This is a genomic window from Octadecabacter antarcticus 307, from assembly GCF_000155675.2.
GTDB lineage: Bacteria > Pseudomonadota > Alphaproteobacteria > Rhodobacterales > Rhodobacteraceae > Octadecabacter > Octadecabacter antarcticus.
Window position 1 is genome coordinate 2,144,569 of sequence record NC_020911.1, and the last position, 21,830, is coordinate 2,166,398.

16 protein-coding genes and 1 pseudogene are annotated in these 21,830 nt (G+C 56.1%); 10 read left to right on the plus strand and 7 right to left on the minus strand.

Annotation, left to right across the window (positions count from 1 at the left end):
- Positions 1–127 precede the first annotated feature (127 nt).
- Positions 128–409 (plus strand): hypothetical protein, encoded by a 282-nt coding sequence (locus tag OAN307_RS10910; protein WP_015499805.1) that lies wholly within the window; start codon positions 128–130, stop codon positions 407–409.
- Here OAN307_RS10910 and OAN307_RS10915 read toward each other — a convergent pair.
- Together OAN307_RS10915 and OAN307_RS10920 are read right to left on the minus strand one after the other, a co-directional pair.
- The gene (locus tag OAN307_RS10915) at positions 406–1,359 is read right to left on the minus strand and encodes a hypothetical protein (protein WP_015499806.1); all 954 of its coding nucleotides are present in this window, start codon (positions 1,357–1,359) and stop codon (positions 406–408) included. The two genes, OAN307_RS10910 and OAN307_RS10915, sit on opposite strands and share 4 nt — an antisense overlap.
- A gap of 111 nt (positions 1,360–1,470) precedes the next feature.
- Positions 1,471–2,691 carry an acyl-CoA dehydrogenase gene (locus OAN307_RS10920; RefSeq protein WP_015499807.1) on the minus strand — a complete coding sequence of 407 codons (1,221 nt, stop codon included), beginning with the start codon at positions 2,689–2,691 and terminating at the stop codon, positions 1,471–1,473.
- 300 nt (positions 2,692–2,991) lie between these two features.
- Between OAN307_RS10920 and OAN307_RS31275 the strand changes: the two are divergent.
- Both OAN307_RS31275 and OAN307_RS10930 read left to right on the plus strand, forming a co-directional pair.
- A pseudogene (locus OAN307_RS31275) lies at positions 2,992–3,102 on the plus strand (VWA domain-containing protein); the annotation flags it as partial.
- A gap of 128 nt (positions 3,103–3,230) precedes the next feature.
- On the plus strand, positions 3,231–5,048 hold the full coding sequence (locus OAN307_RS10930; protein WP_015499809.1) for an ABCB family ABC transporter ATP-binding protein/permease: 1,818 nt from the start codon (positions 3,231–3,233) through the stop codon (positions 5,046–5,048).
- Positions 5,049–5,059: 11 nt separating this feature from the next.
- Here OAN307_RS10930 and OAN307_RS10935 read toward each other — a convergent pair whose 3' ends face one another.
- From OAN307_RS10935 to OAN307_RS10945, 3 genes are read right to left on the minus strand one after another with little or no spacing between them, the layout of a single operon-like run.
- A complete protein-coding gene (locus OAN307_RS10935) occupies positions 5,060–5,932 on the minus strand; it encodes a fatty acid desaturase (protein ID WP_245541028.1) in 873 nt (290 codons plus the stop codon).
- Positions 5,933–5,952: 20 nt separating this feature from the next.
- Positions 5,953–9,714: an efflux RND transporter permease subunit gene (locus OAN307_RS10940; protein ID WP_015499811.1), complete on the minus strand. Its 3,762-nt coding sequence runs from the start codon at positions 9,712–9,714 to the stop codon at positions 5,953–5,955.
- Complete coding sequence (locus OAN307_RS10945; RefSeq protein WP_015499812.1) at positions 9,711–10,955, minus strand: efflux RND transporter periplasmic adaptor subunit; 1,245 nt, start codon at positions 10,953–10,955, stop codon at positions 9,711–9,713. Before OAN307_RS10945 ends, OAN307_RS10940 begins: the two co-directional genes overlap by 4 nt.
- Before the next feature lie 248 nt (positions 10,956–11,203).
- Between OAN307_RS10945 and OAN307_RS10950 the strand changes: the two genes are divergently transcribed.
- From OAN307_RS10950 to der, 3 genes are read left to right on the plus strand one after another with little or no spacing between them, the layout of a single operon-like run.
- Positions 11,204–11,893 carry a hypothetical protein gene (locus tag OAN307_RS10950; protein ID WP_015499813.1) on the plus strand — a complete coding sequence of 230 codons (690 nt, stop codon included), beginning with the start codon at positions 11,204–11,206 and terminating at the stop codon, positions 11,891–11,893.
- Entirely contained in the window at positions 11,868–13,256 is a 1,389-nt protein-coding gene (locus OAN307_RS10955) for a PQQ-like beta-propeller repeat protein (protein WP_015499814.1), read from the plus strand. Before OAN307_RS10950 ends, OAN307_RS10955 begins: the two co-directional genes overlap by 26 nt.
- A 49-nt stretch (positions 13,257–13,305) precedes the next feature.
- On the plus strand, positions 13,306–14,796 hold the full coding sequence (gene der, locus OAN307_RS10960) for a ribosome biogenesis GTPase Der (protein WP_015499815.1): 1,491 nt from the start codon (positions 13,306–13,308) through the stop codon (positions 14,794–14,796).
- On the opposite strand, the gene OAN307_RS10965 is transcribed toward der, so the two are convergent.
- Positions 14,793–15,479: a V-type ATP synthase subunit I gene (locus OAN307_RS10965; RefSeq protein WP_245541029.1), complete on the minus strand. Its 687-nt coding sequence runs from the start codon at positions 15,477–15,479 to the stop codon at positions 14,793–14,795. The two genes, der and OAN307_RS10965, sit on opposite strands and share 4 nt — an antisense overlap.
- A gap of 144 nt (positions 15,480–15,623) precedes the next feature.
- Here OAN307_RS10965 and OAN307_RS10970 point away from each other — a divergent pair, with 144 nt between their 5' ends.
- Positions 15,624–16,901 carry a DUF2235 domain-containing protein gene (locus OAN307_RS10970; RefSeq protein WP_015499817.1) on the plus strand — a complete coding sequence of 426 codons (1,278 nt, stop codon included), beginning with the start codon at positions 15,624–15,626 and terminating at the stop codon, positions 16,899–16,901.
- Here the strand turns inward: OAN307_RS10970 and serS are convergent, their stop codons facing one another.
- Positions 16,902–18,194 (minus strand): serine--tRNA ligase, encoded by a 1,293-nt coding sequence (gene serS, locus OAN307_RS10975; protein ID WP_015499818.1) that lies wholly within the window; start codon positions 18,192–18,194, stop codon positions 16,902–16,904.
- A 203-nt stretch (positions 18,195–18,397) separates the two neighbouring features.
- Between serS and yajC the strand changes: the two genes are divergently transcribed.
- The 3 genes from yajC to secD all read left to right on the plus strand — a co-directional run bounded on the left by yajC (position 18,398) and on the right by secD (position 21,824).
- On the plus strand, positions 18,398–18,679 hold the full coding sequence (yajC, locus tag OAN307_RS10980; protein ID WP_015499819.1) for a preprotein translocase subunit YajC: 282 nt from the start codon (positions 18,398–18,400) through the stop codon (positions 18,677–18,679).
- 14 nt (positions 18,680–18,693) lie between these two features.
- Entirely contained in the window at positions 18,694–19,065 is a 372-nt protein-coding gene (locus OAN307_RS10985) for a hypothetical protein (RefSeq protein WP_245541030.1), read from the plus strand.
- A 125-nt stretch (positions 19,066–19,190) separates the two neighbouring features.
- Positions 19,191–21,824: a protein translocase subunit SecD gene (secD, locus tag OAN307_RS10990; RefSeq protein WP_015499821.1), complete on the plus strand. Its 2,634-nt coding sequence runs from the start codon at positions 19,191–19,193 to the stop codon at positions 21,822–21,824.
- Positions 21,825–21,830: the final 6 nt, after the last annotated feature.

The following is a 21,830-nucleotide window of genomic DNA, read 5'->3' on the forward strand; positions in this document are numbered from 1 at the left end:
TACACCGCGCACCGCGTCCTGACCAGAGGGTTTGGCCCACCCGTTGGTCCACCCGTCCGCATGTCCGCCCTTGCCAAGCGGGGGCGAGTTTGCGTAAGCCCGATGCAGCAATGAAAAGGATAATTAAATGTTTGGTTTTTTGATCACCTTAGCTGCGGGCGCTGCGACGCCGATGATTGTAGACCCGCTGGCACGCCGTGTCGCAAAGGCCATGGGTCAACACGTTGAGGTGCAGGAAAACGAAGTGCCTGCGCTGGCATTCATGATCGCGATGATCATTGCTGGCGTGGCGTGCAGTGTGTTTGACGCCGGATCGCCGCTTGGCCTCGCGGTGGGTGGTACGTTGGGATATTTTGGCGCGCGTTTGCTGCGCTGGGGCCAACGCAGCATCGACAACAAGCGCGGCTAACGTTGGAGGGGCTCGAGGATGACGCCTTTGGCCTCAAGCTGTTCCAGCATATTGGTGAACATCGGGCGCTTGCTGTTTGCCCCGACATAGCGGCACAGGCGGGCCAAAAGCCGTTCGTGGTGGTCTTGGCCGTCCAAGCGGTGAAACAATGTCCGAAGATAAGGTAAGTATGTTTGGCGTGCGCGCCAAAGGGTCGCGAAGCTGGCGGGCGTTAATGTGGCGTCCATCGCCTGTTCGATCATGTCAGGCATCACATCCATCGCAACCAACGCGTGATGTGCGTTTGGCCCCAGATAGGGACAGTCCAGATGCGTGATGTTGCCGCCTTTAAACAATGATGCGTGCATGGCGTCTTCGACCACGGATGGATCGTGAACAATTGTCACTTTGTCAGCAGTTTCAACCATCATCGGCGCATAGCCAAAACGGGTGGTAAAATCCATGCTTCGCGCGTTGAGGTGACGACGATCCCAGCGGGCCAGCCCCGGATCAAGTGTGGCTTGTGGTTGAATGACTAAAACCTGCGCATCCGGTGCGGCAACGCTATAGGCTGCGGCGGCGTAGCCTGCGGCACCTGCGCCGTAAAAAAGGACCTGATCGAAATCATCAAAGAATCCGTCGTCAATCATCCTGTCGAAATAGCCGAACATCGCTGGATGGCGGAACCAATCAGGCTGCGTATTGGCCATCAAGGTTAGGCTTGACCAGCCATGACTTTGCACGAACCCCCAACCAAGCGGGGCGTCGTCGTCATTGTGTTTGCGCACGGATGCGATGGTTTCAAAGCCCACCAGTAAAGTGCGGCCCGCATCAATGAATAGCGCCATATGGTCTGGTCCGACCGGTTCTGCATGTCCGAATTCTTCGGCAGTCTGTTCGACACGTTCCATCCAAACAGAACGGTCAAGGTCGCCTAGATCATAGGCAAACACGGCAGCGATATCTTTCATCTTATAAACCAATCCCAGGTGTGATCCCACTAACAGTCGGCAGCGTTAGTGGCGTATTGGGGCACAAATGGGATGCGGATAAGGCGTTTGCGCCCTGATCGACAAAAACCATCAGAAGAACGCCTGCAATCCGGTCTGCGCGCGACCTAGGATCAGCGCGTGGACATCATGTGTACCTTCGTAGGTGTTCACGGTTTCAAGGTTTACCATGTGGCGCATGATGTGAAATTCATCTGAAATTCCGTTGCCGCCGTGCATGTCGCGTGACGCGCGCGCGATATCCAGCGCCTTGCCGCAATTGTTACGTTTCATCATGGAAATCATCGCGGGCGCAGCTTTGCCCGCGTCCATCAAGCGGCCCAGTTGCAGCGCAGACTGCAAGCCCAGCGTGATTTCAGTTTGCATATCCGCGAGTTTCTTTTGAAACAGCTGCGTTTGTGCCAATGGTTTGCCGAATTGTTTGCGATCAAGCCCGTAGCGCCGCGCCGCGTGCCAGCAGAATTCTGCGGCCCCCATAACGCCCCAGGCGATGCCGTAGCGCGCACGGTTTAGACACCCGAACGGCCCCTTTAGGCCTTGGACGTTCGGCAACAGCGCGTCTTCACCAACCTCAACCCCGTCCATCACAATTTCACCCGTCACGGATGCACGCAGGGACAGCTTGCCGCCGATCTTCGGGGCGCTCAGCCCCATCATACCTTTTTCAAGGATAAAGCCACGAATGTTGCCGCTATGATCGTCTGATTTGGCCCAGACCACGAAGACATCGGCGATGGGCGCGTTTGAAATCCACATCTTGGCGCCGCTGATCTTGTATCCTGTCGCCGTTTTCACCGCGCTGGTTTTCATGCCCGCAGGGTCGGACCCAGCGTCTGGTTCGGTCAAGCCAAAGCAGCCGATCAATTCACCGCTTGCCAATCCGGGGAGGAATTTCTTGCGCTGTTCTTCAGATCCGTAGGCGTGGATCGGATACATCACGAGTGAGCTTTGCACAGACATCATCGAGCGATAGCCTGAATCAACACGCTCAATCTCGCGCGCGACAAGACCGTAGGTCACATAACCCGCGCCCAAGCCGCCGTATTCTTCGGGGATGGTCAGGCCAAGCAATCCGGCATCCCCCATCTGGCGGAAAATGCCAGCGTCGGTAACTTCTTCGCGGTAGGCGTCGCGCACTTTGGGTTGCAGGGTGGTTTGGGCGAATGTCGCGGCTGCGTCACGCAGCATGCGTTCGTCTTCGCTCAACTGATCCTCAAGGCGCAGGGCATCTGACCACTCAAACGCGGCCAAATCTGGTCCATGACCCGTTAGTATTGGTGACGACGCATTCATTTTGGACCTCCATGACGTTCAAGATTAATCTAACCTGCCTGACCCGCGCGAACAATGCGCGCCTTGACGCAAGCCTGTTTGTAGGCTGCAAATGGAAACCAAGGGGCCAATCAATGCAAGCCATTGACGATGTGCAAACAGACAGGGCGGCGCAGGGGCATATTTGTGGCCATTCGCTGGCGACGTTGGTGTTTTTGTCGCGGCGTTTGGGGCGTCCATTGTTCTTGGAAGGGGTAGGCAGGCACCTGCAAGACCGAGATTGCCAAAGTCATCGCCGCGTCACAAACCGTTTCTGCCTAAGACGGGGACGGCGGGACGCGGATTGGTGTGTGCATTCACACGTTTAATCGCGACTGGTCGCGCCGTGTGCTGGGGCAGGGTGCCTTTGTTTTATTGATCTCTGATGTTTTATTGATCACCGATAGGCTGGACCATGTCAGGAGGGGTAAGGCGCGGATGTTGGCAATGATGCGCCTCTCGTCTGGATAATCCGACACAGGCGCATTAAGTAAACACATCTGTTTAGATGGAAAACTATTATGCGCCGCGCGACGAAAATTTCTACCAACCTCGATAACACCAAAGTGGAAGGCTGGAACGTAATAAAGCGAGTGATCCCGTACCTTTGGCCGGATGATGAGTTGTGGGTGAAACAGCGTGTTGTGGCGGCCATGGCGGTGCTATTTTTTGCTAAACTTATCGCTGTTGGTACGCCGATTTTGTACAAAGGCGCGGTTGATGCGCTGGCGGGCGAAGGATCGGCGTCGATGCTGGCGATTGGGGCTGTCGGGCTGACAGTGGCCTATGGATTTGTCCGCCTGATGAACGTCGGCTTTCAGCAATTGCGCGATGTGATCTTCGCCAAGGTCGGGCAACGGGCGCTGCGTGCGCTGGCATTAGAAACATTCACCCACATTCACCGCCTGTCCTTACGCTATCACATCACCCGCAAAACCGGCGGATTAAGCCGTATTATCGAACGTGGTGTAAAGGGTGTGGATTTCTTGCTGCGGTTCTTGTTGTTCAGCATCGGTCCGCTGATCCTTGAGCTGATCATGATCGCGATAATTCTATTTTTCTTGTTTGATGTCTGGTACTTGGCCGTCGTCTTGGGCACCATTTCGCTCTACATTTGGTTCACTTTCACCGTCACCGAATGGCGGGTGAAAATCCGCAAAGAGATGAACGATCAGGATACCGACGCGAACCAAAAGGCCATTGATTCACTGCTGAATTTCGAGACCGTGAAGTATTTCGGGGCCGAGGAGCGCGAGGCAAATCGCTACGACGGTGCGATGGAACAATACGTCGCCGCCGCGCTGAAAACGTCCTATTCGCTGGCGTTCCTGAATTTCGGACAATCGGTGCTGATTACCGGCGGTCTGGTCGGCGTTATGGTCATGGCCGCAATTGGCGTGCAGAACGGCGCGTTGACGGTTGGCGATTTTGTGATGGTCAACGCCTACATGATCCAGATCACCATGCCGCTGAACTTTCTGGGTACGGTGTACCGCGAAATCCGCCAAGCCTTGATCGACATGGGGGACATGTTCACGTTGCTTGGGCAACCGGCCGAAGTGAACGACAAACCGGACGCAAAGGTTCTAAACGTCCAAGGCGGCGAGGTGGTTTTTGACGGTGTGTTCTTTGGCTATGACGCGGCGCGACCCATTTTGAAAGGTGTCGATTTGCCGGTGCCCGCAGGTCAAACCGTGGCGATTGTCGGATCATCCGGGTCTGGTAAATCCACCATCGGGCGGCTGTTGTTCCGCTTCTACGATGTTGGGAAAGGCGCCATTCGGATCGACGGCCAAGACATTCGTGATGTGACGCAAGAGAGCCTGCATGACCAGATCGGCGTCGTGCCGCAGGATACGGTGCTGTTCAACGACACAATCCGCTACAACATCGCCTACGGACGCGAAGGTGCCAGTTTTGATGACATCAAGGCGTCGGCGAAAGCTGCGAAAATCCATGACTTTATCGAAAGTCTGCCCGACGGGTATGAGACGACGGTGGGTGAGCGCGGATTGAAATTATCGGGTGGCGAAAAGCAACGTGTCGGCATCGCGCGCACGTTACTAAAGGACCCGCCTATCTTGATCCTCGACGAAGCGACAAGTGCGCTGGACACTGAGACCGAGGGCGAAATCCAGACTGAACTCAAGGCGATGGGGCAGGGACGCACGGTTCTGACGATTGCCCACCGTTTGAGTACGATTGCGGATGCGGACCGGATTGTTGTGCTGGAGGACGGCGTGATTGTTGAACAGGGCACCCATGACGCGTTACTGGTGGCAGATGGGCGTTACTCGCAGCTTTGGCATCGCCAGCAGCAGGATGAAAAGGCGGCGTGACGGCGTTCCCGTTATTTTAGGGGCGCGGTATAGGCTTTTGTGAAAGCCACGTAGCCATTCGTGATGTCTGTCAGGTGCCGTGCCGCGACCGCGTGGGCGTCCGGCAATTTGTGGAACGGCACGTTTGGATAAGCGTGGTGTTCGGCGTGATAGGGCATGTTCCACGTCAGCAATTTAACCATACGATTCGTCAACGTTGTGCGCGAGTTTTCGAACATATTGGCGACCTGTGGGCAGCGCCCGTGTTCGGCCAAGAGGTACAGACGTAAAACTGGAAACCCGAGCGTCAGCGGCAGGATCCAGATCCAGATCAGGATGGGGCTGACCGTGAGGGTGAAAAGTGTTGCCGCAGTATAAAGTGCAATCAACAGGCGGCTTTCGGTTCTTAGACGCGCATGTGCGCGGGGCGAAACGTAGGTTTGATCGAACGATCCGCAGGCGTTATCCCAAAGTGTGCCCAGTTTTGTTGCCCAATATCCCAACGTGCCCAGGTGCCACGCGAACGCGGCCCAGTTTTCGGGCTTTGCATCTCCAGCCAGTTCTGGGTCTTTGGCGGGATCGTTCGTATGGCGGTGGTGGGCCATGTGGAACACGCGAAACCATAGGAAGGGTTGCAGGATCAGGATAGCGCAGATGTGACCGCTGAGTTCATTCAGCCAGATCGATTTGAACGGCGTCTGATGGGTGCATTCGTGTTGCAGGGTAAATAGAAACACCAGCGCGATACCAAGTGGCAGTATTGCCGCCCACCATAGAGGCAGGCCGGCGGCGACGTAGCCCATCAACACCACAATGATGCTTGCATGTTTTGCGAGATGCACCAACCCCGCGCGATCACTGAGCGTGGTCAGGTCTGCGCGGGACTGTGGGGAAAGTAATGCCATAACCTGAGAAGGTTCTGGCATTACTCAGCCGCTTTCAAGGTGGCCGCTGGTGCCATCACAGGAACCGGAATCTCATTAGGATCATCCCAGATAATTTCTGGTGCCTTAACCCGTTTGGCTTCGCGGCTCAGCGCCCAGTCTTGTGCGGCGCGGCTGGATTTGCCCATCGACAGCTTTGACAACAGCTGCGCACCCCAGCCCGCGTAGGTCGTGACCCAGACGCGCAGAGCAAGCATGGACGGGGTGAATACAAGCGTCAGCACGGTTGCGATGCCAAGGCCGAAAACCACTGCCGTCGCCAGTTGTTTCCACCACAGCGCTGTGGGGCTATCGACAGAATAACCGCCGCCGATGAAATCGAGGCTGAGGCCGAACATCATCGGTGCAAGACCCGCCATGGTCGTGATTGTGGTCAGCAAGACTGGGCGAATGCGATCTTCAGCGGTGCGTGTAATTGCTTCAGTGCGGGGCATGTATTTTTCGTATTCTTGATAAGTGTCGATCAGCACGATGTTGTTGTTCACCACGATGCCCGCCAGCGCCACGATACCCGTGCCCGTCATGATGATCGAAAACGCCTGATCCATCACCAACATGCCAATCAGCACGCCCGTAGTGGATAGGATCACAGCCAGCAGTACGAGAATAGAATTATAGACCGAGTTGAATTGCGCCAGCAGGATAATGAACATCAAGCCCAACGCGCCTGCGAACGCATTGACAAGAAACGCACCGGATTCGGCTTGGTCTTCTTGATCGCCGGTCCATTCATGGCTGACAGACGCGGGGAAGGGATTGGTGTCGAGCCATTCGGTTATTGTCGCAATGCGTTCGTTGCCATTGACGGCCACGGGGATCGTATCGCCGTCCGTGACGGCGGTTTGCACGGCGGCTACGTTTGGCGCATCGATCAGGTGGACCAGCACAAAGATTGTGCCGTCGGTTGCCGAAATCGTGCGGTTGGCGTTTGGTGCGGCGTCGCTGTCCTGAAGTTCGCGGAACAGGCCGAGAACGGACAGGTCATCGCCTTCGCCAGTCGTGAATTTTGTGAGGTTCGGCGCCACATCCGCCTTCACATCAAAGTAGCGATTTTGATCGATGCGGTCGATCTGCGCCAGTTCGGGCACGGGGTTGCGGGTGATAAAATTGGAAAGCGGCACAAGGCCCGACGACGTGCGCACGCGCAAGCTGTCCAGCGTGGACAACACGCGGTTGGCTTCGGGCAGGCGAACGCGGATTTCGATTTCTTCGTCTGAGCTGTCAACGCGCATTGTGTCGAGCAAAATGCCGCGCGTTACCAATTGCACCATGCCACCGACAGCCGCGACATTGGCGCCGTACCGGCCTGCTTTTTGAACATCGACAGTGATTTCCCAATCAATGCCGGGCAGGGGGCGGCTGTCCTCAATCAGGGTCAGGCCGGTGGTTGTGTCGAACTGGCCGCGCGCTAGGGCGGTGGCTGTGCGTAAATCATCCCAATTGTCACCTGACAGACGCAGATGCACAGGTTTCGCAGAACCTGGACCCATCGACAGGCTCAGAATTTCGGTGCGGATACCGGGGATCGTATCAAGTGCAGTTTGCAGGCGCGCGATCACCAGATCGCCGTCCAATGTCGCCAAATCAATATTATTGGCACGCGCAAAGGCGGGGCGGTCGTCCCATGGGATCAGTTCGATCTGCAGTTGGCCAATTGCGTCTTTCGGACCACTTGCACCAGCGGTGTTCTGATTCAAACCACCCTCTCCGGCGAACGCAAAAACCGACTGGATACCGGGTTCTTGCAGGGTAATGGTTTCGACTTGCCGCACAAGGATGTCTTTTTCAGCAATCGACAGGTTGCCGCGGGCTTGAACGTAGACGATGGCCTGTTCGGGCTCGTTTTCAACGAAGAATTCGACGCCGTTATTGTTGGCGCCAAAATAGGTGAACACGGACATGACGATTAAAATGATGCCGACGATTGACACGATAGGCATAACTGGATTGCCGGCGATGAAATGGATCACATGCCCGAAGATGGTGCGGCGATAGCCAGCTTTGATGCGCTTTGCAGGGCGTTCAATTTTGGCGGCACCGACGGTGATCGACACGGCCACGCCGCCCAACAAGAACACGATCATCCCGGGGAGAGAGGCAAAAAAGCCACCATTGTTGACTTGTTCACCCGTCAGATAGCCGGGGTTTAATGTCATCATCGCACCGATAAAAACGATCATGATTGCGGGTGGGACCATCAGAGCATTCACGAACCACGGCAGGCTGGCCTTGAGAGCGTCTGACGTGCTGCCAAAGGCGCGGCTCATCCGGCCGGTGACGCCGCCCATCACGGGCAGGTAGATCAGCGCCACGATAAGCGAGGCGGACAGCACAAAGATGATTGTGACGGGCAGCATGCCCATGAACTGCCCCGGCACACCGGGCCAAAACAACATGGGCAAAAATGCGCAGAGCGTCGTTGCAGTGGATGAGACCACAGGCCAGAACATGCGTTTCGCGGCGTCGGTGTAGGCCTCCATCGGGCCAGCACCTTCCTGCATGCGTTTATCGGCGTATTCGACCACCACAATGGCGCCGTCCACCAACATGCCCACCGCGAGGATCAAACCGAACATGACGATGTTTGATATGGTAACGCCCATCACCGCAAGGAACGCAAAGCACAGCAGGAATGATGTGGGAATGGCAAAGCCGACCAGCAACGCGGGGCGTGTGCCCAGGGTTGCAAGGACCACGATCATCACTAGCGCGATGGCTGTCAAAACTGAGCCTTCAAGCTGGCGGACCATCGAATCGACGTTGCGGGACTGGTCATTGGACAAGCCAACTTGCACGGCGTCTTGCAAATCATGCGGCCATGCGGCGACTTCCGTTTCGATCACGTCGCGGACTTCTTGCGCGGTGTCGATCAGGTTGAAGCCACGGCGTTTGACGACCTGTAAAGCCACTGTTGTTGTGCCGTTAAAGCGCGCGGTGCTGGCGCGGTCCTCAAATGTCAGTCGGATTTCTGCGAGGTCGCCCAGCGTGATGACTCGGTCACCATTGATCTTCACGGGTAGGGAATAGATGTCGCGCGGTTCATCAAAACTGGATGGGATTTTGACAGCGAATGACCCCTGTTCCGTCTCGACCTCTCCGGCTGCGATCAACAGGTTATTTTGGGTAACAACGTCGATCAATTCGCTTGCAGTGACGTTGTAGGATTCCAGCTTTAGGGGGTCGATGATGACTTCAATCATCTCGGCGCGCTTGCCTGTAAGTGCTGCTTCAAGCACGCCATCGATACCTTCAACGACGTCCTGTAAATCCTCGGCCACTTGGATAAGTGTGCGTTCGGGGACTTCGCCCGTCAGGTTGACGATGATGATCGGAAATTCAGAAAAGTTGATTTCGTTGATTGAATAATTGTCGGCCCCATCGGGAAATTCGCTTTCGACGGTGTTCATCGCGTCACGGATGTCGGCCATAGTTTCGGTCTTGTTCCAGCCGAAATCAAATTCCAGCGCGACACCTGCGTAATTTTCAGCCGCTGTCGCGGTCATGGTTTTTAAACCGTCGAGGTCTCGCAACTGTGATTCCATCGGCTGGACCAGGAGCGTTTCAGAATCTTCGGCCGAAATACCGGGGAAGGGGACCGACACAAAGATCACCGGAATTTCGATGTCCGGCTCACCTTCCTTAGGCAGCGCGTAATAGGCGAATCCCCCCGCCAAAAGCGACAGGATGATAAAGGCGATGACCATGCGTGCGCGTGCGGCGGCGGCGTCTACGATTTTGATCAATTGCTTGACTCCGGTAGCGCCATATCCTGTTGCATCGTAGCAATGACGAGCACTCCGTCGGTCACATATTCTTGCCCGACGACAATCACATCTACCGTGTCGGGCAGGCCTGTAACCCAGATACCATCGATTGTGTCGCGCATAATACCGACTGGCATGAAGCGCGCGATATCGCCGTCTTCCGCATCATTTTTGACGACAGCACGGATGCCGATGGTGCCGTAATTGTCCAGCGTCAGCGATGAGGCCGGTAAAAGATGCGCCATTCGCCCGTCCGATGCGATGATAATTTCAGCCGTTTGCCCGTCGCCGATACTTTGATCGGCGTTTGGCACACGCATTTCGACGCGGAACGTGCGTGTCATTTCATCAGCAGACCGCGACAGGAACGTCACTTGGCCCACGACTTCTTCGCCTGTGGTCAGACGCGCGCCGGCCATGGCACCGACTGTGATCTGGCTGACGCTTGCCTCGGGAACAAAACCCACGAGCTTAATCGGGTCAAGCTGTATAATGGTGGCACAGGACGCACCGGGCTGCATGAGTGACCCAAGTTCGCTGGTGTCACTTTCAAGCAAGCCCGCGAAGGGCGCGGTGATGTTCAGACGCTCAATTTCGCGTTCGTCTGCGGCAACGGCGGCTTGTGCTCCCTCGATGCCTGCTTGTGCAGATATCACTTGGCTAGAGGCGCGTTGCACGCCCGCATTTGCGGCCTCAAGTGCGGCTTCGGCACTGACCAGGCGGGTTTCGGACGCAAAGCCGTCCTCAGACAGGCGGCGGGCGACGTTGACGTTAATTTCGGCTTCACGCACGCGAGCCGAGGCTTCTAAGACAGTGGCTTGAGCTTCGGGGACGCGGCCTCGCGCTTCGGCGAGGCGCGCGCGGCTTTCGGCCAATTGCGCCGCGCGGGTGCCGGGATCAAGTTGGCACAACAAATCGCCCGTATCGACAAATGCGCCTTTGCGGATGGGTTCGGATATCACAAGGCCAGAGGTTTCGGATGCAACCGTCACTTGTCGCGCGGCTTCGGTGCGCCCGCGCAGGATAACGGCGCTGTCTACGGTCACCGCGTCCGATGTCATCGCAACAACACTGATTGGGTTTGTCGTGGCAGCCTCGTCCATGATTTCTTCAACGCCAGGGTCGACTTGGGCAAAAGCCAACAACGATTCCCGCTCAAACACGAGAGCATAAAGCGAAATCGACACGACGATGGCGGTGAACAGGGGCATGAAACGCATAAATTGATCTCGCAGTGTGGGGTGGGCGGGATATATTAATTTACATATCTCTCGTACGCTAAACTGACCAGTTCAGATTAAAGAAAGATTGGCGGATCAGCAAGGCGAAAATGTTAAGGGTCGTTACTTTGGCAGAAGTACAGAGATTGGCACGATTTTTATGTGCAATTTTGTTGCCGTGACCGCGCGGGTCTTGTCCCCGCTTGCCCCTTCGCGATAAGAGGGGCAAGAAACTGAGCGAGGGCACAATGAGCAATTCTGAAACCTTCATCGATGAGGTCACCGAAGAGGTCCGCAAGGACAAGTTGTTAGGCTACATGCGCAAGTATGGCTGGATCGCGGTTTTGGTTGTTTTAATGATCGTCGGGGGAACTGCATTTTCGGAATTTCGCAAGGCGCAATCGGAAGGCGCAGCGCAGGCGGTGGGTGATGAGATCCTCGTGGCACTTGAAATTGATGATGATCAGGGACGCGCTGCGGCGTTACAGGCGATTGACGTAATCGGCCCTGCGGCTGCGGTCACGGGTCTGTTGACGGCAGCTAATTTGACCGAAATTGACGACATTTCGGGGGCCGCTGGCGCACTTGACGCTGTTGCGCTAGACGCGGATATACCGCAAGTTTATCGCGACCTTGCGGCGTTAAAATCTGTTATGATTAAAGGCGATACGCTGTCGATTGAAGATCGTCGCACGATGCTGGCAGACTTGGCCGTGGCTGGTGCGCCGTTTCGTGTGGTGGCGCAAGAACAGCTTGCACTGATCAGCGTTGAAGCAGGCGACATCGACACTGCGGTGACGCAATTTGCGGCTCTCGCCCAAGACGCCGAGGCGACGCGGGGCTTGCGCGAACGCGCGTTCAGTATGATTGTAGCCTTGGGCGGTGACATTGACGCGCTTGTGGGTAATATTAATGCCACAGAAACGCTGGACAATTAAGACATCCGCAAAGGGGCCCGAAAAGGGGAACGACGTGACAGGCAAACTATTGACATGTTTTAAGAAGCCAATACTGGTGGCTTTGGCGCTAACGACGGCGCTGGCGGCTTGCGGTGAACAAGACATCATCCTGACGGGTGAACGGCTGGATATTCGCGGCGGCGCGACGGATGTTGCCGCCTTTGTGAATCAGGCGCTCCCGATTTCACTGCCAGCCGCTGTCGTCAACGCTGATTGGACCCATCGCAACGGTGGTCCAAGCCATATGATCATGCATCCGGCCCTTGGTGCGTCCCTCGCGCCGCTGTTTTCCAACAATATTGGAGCAGGTGACAGCCGCCGTCTTCGCATCACTGCTGATCCGATTGTAACGCCAAGCGCGATCTACACACTGGATGCGCAAAGCCAAGTTGTGGCGACTTCTGCGGCTGGACAAACTCTTTGGGCGCGCAGCGTCATCCCGCCAACCGACAATCCGCGTGATGCGTCGGGTGGGGGTCTGGCTGTGGCGGGACCCGTGTTACTGGCCACCACCGGATTTGGCGAAGTTGTGGCGATTGACGCGGCATCGGGCGATGAAATTTGGCGTCAGGACCTCGACGCGCCGGGGACGTCAGCGCCAACAATTTTCGGCGACCTTGCCTACATTGTGGCCCGTGATGGCCGTGCTTGGGCAATTGAACTTGCATCAGGCCGAATCCGCTGGACCCAAAGCGGAACACCACCTGTTTCGAACTTCTCGGGTGGGGCGGGGGCTGCGGTTGCCGGGGATTTCGCGATTTTCCCGTTCCCAACAGGCGAAGTTCTTGCGGCTTTCCCGCAAGGCGGATTGCGACGCTGGTCCACGGTTGTGACGGGCCAACGCCCCGGGCAAGCGGCATCCAACATTTCTGACATTGCCGGTGATCCGGTGATTGACGGGGACCGCGTGTATGTCGGCAACTTCTCCGGCCGCGTCGTGGCACTTGAACTTGCCAATGGCGATCGGATCTGGACTGCGACCGAGGGCGCTGTTGGCCCTGTATGGCCTGCGGGAGGATCGATTTTTCTGGTCAATGATATTGGTGAACTGCTGCGGCTTGACGCGGATGATGGCACGGCGATTTGGCGCGTCGCATTGCCCGGTTTTGAAGAGACCCGCGAACGCCGCCAAAGAACCCGTTTCGCGCATTATGGCCCGATTCTTGCGGGGGGCCGCCTTATCGTCGCCTCAAGCGATGGTTTGATCCGTCAGTTTGACCCCACGTCGGGTGCCTTGGTCGGCACCATCGAAATCCCAAGTGGGGCGGCGTCAAACCCAGTCGTGGCCAACGGCACGCTTTATGTCGTTACCAAGCGTGGCCAATTGCTGGCTTTCCGTTAAGCGGCAAAGCGTGTATGGCGCGTTTCTAACCTTATAGAGTCGTAATCCAATGTCCTTTACTCTCGCCATTGTGGGCCGTCCGAACGTCGGAAAATCCACGTTGTTCAACCGTCTTGTCGGCAAAAAGCTCGCGCTTGTTGATGACCAGCCCGGCGTCACGCGCGATTTGCGCGAAGGGGCGGCGCGTTTGGGCGATTTACGGTTCACGGTGATCGACACTGCCGGTCTCGAAGAGGCCACAGATGAATCGTTGCAAGGCCGCATGCGGGCGCTGACCGAACGCGCTGTTGAAATGGCCGACGTTTGCTTGTTCATGTACGATGCACGCATGGGAATTATGCCTGCAGACGAAGTGTTCGCTGACATTCTGCGCAAGAAAAGCGCCAAAGTCATTTTGGCGGCCAATAAATCCGAAGGTCGCGCGGCAGACGCGGGTGTGATTGAGGGCTTCAATCTGGGGCTAGGTGAACCGATCCGTCTTTCGGCGGAACACGGCGAAGGCCTGAGCGAGATGTACGATGTGTTGATGCCGATATCGGATGCGTTCGAAGAACGCGCCGCGGCTGATGCGCCCGACGTGGACGTCGATGTTGACGAGGACAACGAAGAAGACGGCCCGCGCGTTCCCACCAAATCAAAGCCGCTGCAAATCGCTGTTGTGGGCCGCCCGAATGCTGGTAAATCGACGCTGATCAACCAGATTCTTGGCGAGGACCGCCTTTTGACTGGACCAGAAGCGGGTATCACCCGTGATGCGATTTCAGTGCAGATGGACTGGGGTCCAGAGAGCGCGACAGTTCCAGTGCGCATCTTTGACACCGCCGGAATACGTAAACGCGCTAAGGTGCAAGAAAAGCTGGAAAAACTGTCGGTTGCTGATGGTCTACGGGCAGTAAAGTTTGCCGAAGTTGTGGTTATCCTGATCGACGTGGAAATCCCGTTTGAACAGCAGGATTTGCGGCTTGCTGATCTGGCTGAACGCGAAGGCCGCGCCGTGGTTCTTGCGGTGAATAAATGGGACGTTGAGGGCGAAAAGCAGGCCAAGCTGAAAGAGCTTAAGGAACAGTTCACCCGTCTGCTGCCACAGCTAAAAGGCGCGCCATTGGTCACAGTGTCGGCCAAAACTGGCCGCGGTATTGATCGTCTGCAAGAAGCGATCCTCAAGGCCCATGAGGTCTGGAACCGCCGTATCACCACCGCCCAGTTGAACCGTTGGTTGATGGGCATGACCGAATCGCATCCACCCCCCGCACCGGGTGGGCGTCGCATCAAAATGCGCTACGCCACACAGGTCAAAACCCGCCCGCCGGGTTTTGTTATTATGTGTAGCCACCCTGATATGCTGCCCGAAAGCTATTCGCGCTATCTGGTCAATGGATTGCGGTTGGATTTTGATATGCCGGGCACACCGATCCGCCTGCATTTCCGTAGCCAAGCGGATAAAAATCCGTATAAAAACAATACAAAATCCACGCCGTCGCGCCTGCGTAAGCATTTGGGCAAAGCGCCCGCCGACGTAAAGAAACGGTTTAGGGGCTAGGCTGGCTGGTTTGCATTCTGGCGCACTTGAAATGCCAGAAGCGCCAGCATCGCAACGATTCCTATGGCCGCGAATGCCGTCACTTGTGTCATGCCATTGGCGACGATTATGCCAACGAGCGCCCATATCAACGTAAGGCCATAGCCCGATATCGGTGTGAGGCGGCGCTGTACGCCAAGCGCCACGATCAGCGCCAGAGCGATCCCCGCAAACGCCCAACCTGTCGCGCCGAACACAACCCCGTACCCCGCTGCCGTGCTGCCCAATGACACGAAAGACGCCGCCGTCAGCCAGCCTGCGAAAATCGACACGGGCCAGAGTGCGAGCCATTGGTCAGCACGTGGCGCACGCAGTGTCGCGATAATCGCCGGGACCGCCATTGCGAAGATCAAGACTGTTGCGCCAATGGCGGTTTGGTTTGCCACCCAAAGCCAAGGCGTGCCAAGAGCGAGGCTGATGGTCAACGGCGTGCGCATTGCGTCCCATGCCGGATCACTGCGGCGTTTCCAGATGCCGAAGATCGCTGACACAACCAGCCAACCATAGATCAAACCCCAAATTGCAAAGGCGTAGCCCGCCGGTTGGATCGGTGGGTCAATCTGCGGGATCGGCAATTGATCCGGTGTGAACCCGCTGAAAGAGGTGAAATAGGGGGAGACCACAAAGGTCACCGTGAAGATCATGGTGAGGAATGCATTTTTCATATTCTACAAATAGCGCCGTGTCGAAAGTTACAAGACCGCTGCGCCAATCCGGGTCGGGTTTTGCTGACTTGACGCAACGGCAGGTCCGCTTCACCCTAAAGATGAATGTTGAGGGGCAAGCCTATGAAACGTATCGCCATTTTTATCGACGGAACTAGAAATCGCCCAGACGCTGAACACCCTACGAACGTGGTCAGACTGGCACAAAGCGTGCGGCACCGCGCCCTTGGGGGATCGCCTGCACAGGGCGCATTGGATAGCGGGATGCCGCAGATCGTTCTTTATTCCACGGGTGTCGGGTCAGGACAGGGCAACACTGCATTGGCGCGCAATACGGACAAGATTTTCGGAGGTGCACTGGGTTGGGGGTTAACGTCGATAATCGTTAATGCCTACCGCGAGTTGATGTTTGTCTATGAGCCGGGTGACGAGGTTATGGTGTTCGGATTTTCGCGCGGGGCGTTTGCAGCACGTTCGCTTGTGGGGCTGATCCGCAACTGTGGAATTCTTGAACGCGACAGTCTGCGGTTTGTGCCTGATGCCATCGATCGCTACCGCAGCATGAAAGAGGCGGATGGGCCAGATTCAGATGAAAGCCACGAGTTCCGGCTAAAACACTCCCCCCAGATCATGACCAATGATAAAGAGGTGAAATGGCGCAAAGCGCAGGGCCTGTCCGTCGTCGGGGTCGTTCCGTTCAAGATCGCATATATGGGCGTTTGGGATACGGTCAGCGCCATGGGTGCGCCCGAAATTCTGCCAGTCGCAAAATGGCTGAACGTGCAATACCGGTTCCACGATACGCGCCTGACGTCGATGGTATTGGCGGCACGCCACGCCATCGCCATTGACGAGCGGCGCAAATTATACCCCAGCACCCCGTGGACCAATTCGTTAGACCTGAACGAGAAACACGCCAAAGAATTCAAACCCACCCACCTGCAACAATGGTTTCCGGGCAATCACGGGTCCGTCGGTGGGGGCGGTCCGCAAACTGGCTTAAGCTCAATTTCGCTGAACTGGATTGCGCTTGGCGCCCATAACGCGGGGCTGGAAATTGATTTTGACGAGATGGATAAACATGCTGACACCTATGATGTGACGGTCGAATTGCATAACATGCCGATCAAGGCGGGTATCGGGACTTGGGTGTCGAGCAGACTGTCTGGGGATCGCGGTGGTCCTGACGATCTGAACGACGTGTCGATGTCCGCCGTGGATCGTGGGTTCGAAGTGCCAGAGTATCTGGCGACGCAAACCCTATCGAACGTGCGCCAGGCGCTTGGACATATTGACGACGTGCAACGCGACAAAATGCGTATCGCGTACCGTTGGGTCAACGGCGGCGACACGCATATGCCTGGCAATAAAAAACGCCCCAGAGGTCCGCATGCGCGGTAGTTAACCCTGCGTTCCGTCCGCGTTGATCTTGGTTTTACCACCCATATGTCCGTGCAGGGCCGTTGGAATAATGACGGACCCGTCGGCTTGTTGGCCGTTTTCCAGCACCGCAATCAGGCAGCGCCCCACGGCGAGACCGGAGCCGTTCAGCGTGTGGACAAATTGCGGTTTGCCGCCGTCCGCTGGCTTGAAACGGGCATTCATGCGGCGGGCCTGAAATTCGCCCGTGGTTGATACCGAAGAAATTTCGCGATAAGCATTCTGACCGGGCAGCCATGCTTCGATGTCGAACGTGCGGCGGGCGCCAAAACCCATGTCGCCTGTGCACAGCAGAACTGTTCTGTAAGGAATTTCAAGACGTTCCAACAAATTCTCAGCGCAGCGCAGCATGCGTTTTTGTTCGGCGTCGGATGCGTCGGGATGGGTAACAGAGACCATTTCGACCTTTTCGAACTGGTGTTGGCGCAGCATGCCGGACGTATCACGGCCCGCGCTGCCCGCTTCGGAACGGAAACACAGCGTATGCGCGGTGTAGCGGCGGGGCAGGGTTGCAGCATCAATAATTTCGCCAGCGGCGATATAGGTCAGTGGGATTTCCGAGGTAGAGATGAGCCACATGCCCTCAGTCGTTTGGTAGCTGTCACCGGCAAATTTTGGCAATTTGTCCGTGCCATACATCGCGTCGTCGCGCACAAGGACGGGAGTGTTCATCTCGGTCAAATTATTCTCAACCGTATGAATATCAAGCATAAATTGCGCCAAAGCGCGGTGCAGGCGGGCGATGGCACCCGACATCAGAACAAACCGGCTGCCAGATATTTTCGCAGCGGCTTCAAAGTCCATACCGGGTTTTACGGCGGCAATGTCAAAATGTTCGGTGGGGGTGAAATCGAACGCACGCGGCGTCCCCCAGCGACTGATTTCGACATTGTCGTTTTCATCTGTGCCCATGGGAACGTCGTCAGCTGGCAGGTTTGGAATCATCGCCAAACGCGCAGTTAGGGCTGCACCTTGGGCCTTTGCTTCATCGTTCAGTTCTGCGATTTGTGACTTCTTCTTGGATACAAGCGCCCGCAGGCGTTCGAATTCGACGTCATCCCCGCGCCCTTTTGCAGCCCCAACCTCTTTGGCGGCTTTATTGGCGTCGGCCTGTGCGGTTTCCGCCGTGAGGATCATTGCACGCCGCGCTTCGTCCATTGCGACCAATTCCGCCGACAAGGGCGCGTCACCGCGACGGGATAGGGCTGCATCAAAGGCCGCTGGGTTCTCTCGGATGGTGCGTATGTCGTGCATGGGACTGGTCCTTTGATCGGTGTATCTGGCCGTTCCTATGCCGCAAATTTGCAGGTATGGAAAGCTAATGGGCACCCATTGGATTGCATATCGCCACGGCGTACATATTTGACGTCTGTTCGCGTTGCGAATCCCGCGCCACATTCGTAGTGTCGCCAAAATGCGAAGGGGATGCCTTCGTGTGAGAACAAGGAAAAGACCATATGGACTCCATCGGCCAATTCATTCCGCTTATTCTGATCTTCGCGATCATGTATTTCCTGCTGATCCGTCCGCAGCAAAAAAAGCTAAAGGATCATCAGTCAATGGTGGCGGCTCTGCGTCGGGGCGATCAGGTTGTGACCGCTGGTGGGCTTATTGGTAAAGTGTCCAAGATCAAGGACGACGCCGAGGTCGAAGTTGAACTGGCAGAGGGCGTGAAAGTTCGCGTCGTGCGGTCAACCATCGGGCAGGTTATCAACAAGACCGAGCCAGCTGAGAAATGATCAAGAGCGCGCTCATGGCATTCGACGTGAGCGCGGGCGCAATAAGTGCGCTGTTTTTCGGGGCTTTGACGGCGTGTTTGCTGTTCATAGGGTCCGGCGCGGCAGTTGCGCGCAATGCACAAGGGATCGTCGCGACGCCATTGGTGATGGACGCCCGTGTCGCAACGCCTAAAGGCGACGAACACGATGACGAAATTGATGTCGTGCAGGTAGAAGTCGTTTGTTTTGACATGGTCTGTTTTGATGGCGTGGCAGACGCGACATTGCCGTTTCTCTCGGATGATTTTGGGGCACCTGTGGCAAACAGCCCTCGTGGTTTGGTTGGCGACATGATGGCGCCGTCGGCGATGGACGGGTCTGACCCCAGCGCGGGTTTCTACCCGTAGGCCGCAGCATACATAGTCTTTTGCGCTGGCTGTCCTTGACGCTGCGCGCCCATCCCCAGATGTCATAGATAAATCATATATATACTTGGCCCATCGGCCTTTGATAGAATAGACAGGACGTCCCCATGCTCAAGATTGACCTTTGGAAGCGCACAGTGATTTGGCTGGTTGTCGCTTTTGGTATCATCGTTGCCATGCCGAACGGATTTTACAGCAAGGTTGAGGTATCTAACGACGCGGAAGCAATCATCGCTGAAAGTGGCACCACGCCTGAACTTGTGGCGGCTGCTGGCGATTGGCCATTGTTCCTGCCAGATAATCTGGTGAACCTCGGTCTTGATCTGCGTGGTGGGGCGCAGTTACTCGCCGAAGTGAAGGTGGAACAGGTTTATGAACAACGTATGCGGGGCATGTGGCCCGAAGTGCGCGATGTTCTGGCCGCACAGCGTGATGTTGTCGGGTTTGTGACGGACGAAAGCGGCACACCGGGAGAATTGCGGGTGCGAATTTCTGAACCCGCTGGCATGGACCGCGCCATGGAATTGGTGCGCGGTTTGGCGCAGCAGGTGGTTAGTATTTCCAGTGTTGGCGAGACTGATATCGAAGTCGTTGCGCTGACCGCAACTGATCTGGTCATCACATTGTCGGACGCCGAAAAGGTCGCCACTGATGATCGCACTGTGCGCCAAGCCCTTGAAATTGTGCGCCGCCGCATCGACGAAACTGGTACGCGGGAACCGTCCATCCAGCGCCAAGGTTCGAACCGCATTTTGATCCAGGTTCCCGGCGTGGGATCCGCACAAGAGGTCAAGGATATCATCGGCACCACGGCGCAACTGGGGTTTCACTCCGTTGTTGGGTCCACAGGTGATCCAGACGCGCGGCCTGGTCCGGGAAACATGGTGATCCCAAGCTTGGACGTTGAGGGCCAGTATTACATCGTTGAACGCTCCCCGGTGGTGACGGGCGAAGAACTGGTCGATAGCCAGCCGACGTTCAATGAAAACAATCAACCCGCTGTGACGTTTCGGTTTAATCCATCGGGGGCGCGCAAGTTTGGTGACTATACCCGCGACAATGTTGGGTCGCCTTTCGCCATCGTTCTCGACAACGAAGTGGTCAGCGCGCCGACGATCCAAAGCCATATTTCCGGCGGATCGGGGATTATCACTGGACGGTTCACGCTTGAGGAATCGACCAATCTGGCGGTTTTGCTGCGTGCCGGTGCATTGCCAGCGGAGCTCGACTTTTTACAGGAACAAACGGTCGGGCCTGATCTTGGGCAAGACAGCATCAATGCTGGAACAATCGCCTGTATCGTCGCTTTTGCACTGGTACTGATCTACATGGTGCTGAGCTATGGATTGCTGGGTGTCTTCGCCAACGTTGCGTTGTTAGTCAACGTCGCGCTGATCTTTGCGTTGTTGTCGCTGATCGGTGGCACGCTGACGCTGCCGGGTATCGCGGGCATTGTGTTGACCATCGGTATGGCGGTTGACGCCAACGTGTTGATATTCGAACGTATTCGTGAGGAATCGCGCACCGCCAAGGGTCCGGCTCGGGCGATTGAGCTAGGCTATGAAAAGGCCTTGTCTGCGATCATCGACGCAAACATCACCACACTGATTACCGCCGCAATTCTGTTTGCCATGGGCGCGGGGCCCGTACGCGGGTTCGCGATTACGCTAGGTCTTGGCATCATCACATCGGTGTTCACTGCGATCTTTGTGACCCGCCTGTTGGTGGTGATCTGGTTTGAACGCAAGCGCCCGAAAAAGGTATTCGCGGCGAAATATCTGCGTCTGGTCAAATCCGAAACGGCGTTCGATTTCTTTAAGCGTGGCAAGATTTGGTTGGGACTGTCAGGCATCATGGTGGTCGTGGCTTTTGTGTCTTTCCTTGCACAAGGTCTGAATTACGGCATTGATTTCAAAGGCGGAACAACGGTGCGCACGGACAGCACACAGATGATTGACGTGTCCGAATACCGCGCCGTTATAGCGCCGCTTGAATTGGGCGAGGTGACGATCACTGAAGTCTTCGATCCGACGTTCGACGCTGATCAAAATGTCGCAACCGTCGCGATTCAAGCGCAGGACGGCGAAGAATCCGTATCTAACGAAACCATTTCAGCGGTGCAAAATGCGCTGCGGACGCTTGATCCTGAAATGACATTCCCGGCGGTTGAATCCGTCGGGCCGACCGTATCGGGTGAGCTGATCCAATCAGCGATCTTGGCGGTCATTTTGGCCATTGGCGCTGTATTGATTTATATCTGGATGCGTTTTGAATGGCAGTTCGCCTTGGGCGCAGTGGTGGCGCTGGTCCATGATGTCGTGCTGACGATCGGCATATTTTCTGAGCTGAACATTCGGTTTGACCTGGCGATCATCGCGGCGCTTTTGACCATCGTGGGCTATTCGCTGAACGACACCGTGGTGGTCTTTGACCGCGTGCGCGAAAACCTGCGTAAATATAAGGCCAAGGACCTCAAGGAGGTGCTGAACCTGTCGATCAACGAAACCCTAAGCAGGACATTCATGACATCGTTTACGACACTGCTGGCGCTGATTTCGCTTTACGTGCTTGGCGGTGATGTGATCCGTGGTTTCGTATTTGCAATGATCTGGGGCGTGATTGTTGGGACGTATTCGTCAATCTTTGTGGCATCGACAAGCTTGCTGTTGCTGGGTGTGAAACGCGACTGGTCAAACATCAACAAGAACGTTGGCGGGCAGTTTTCAAACATCGACGCCTGAAGGGGT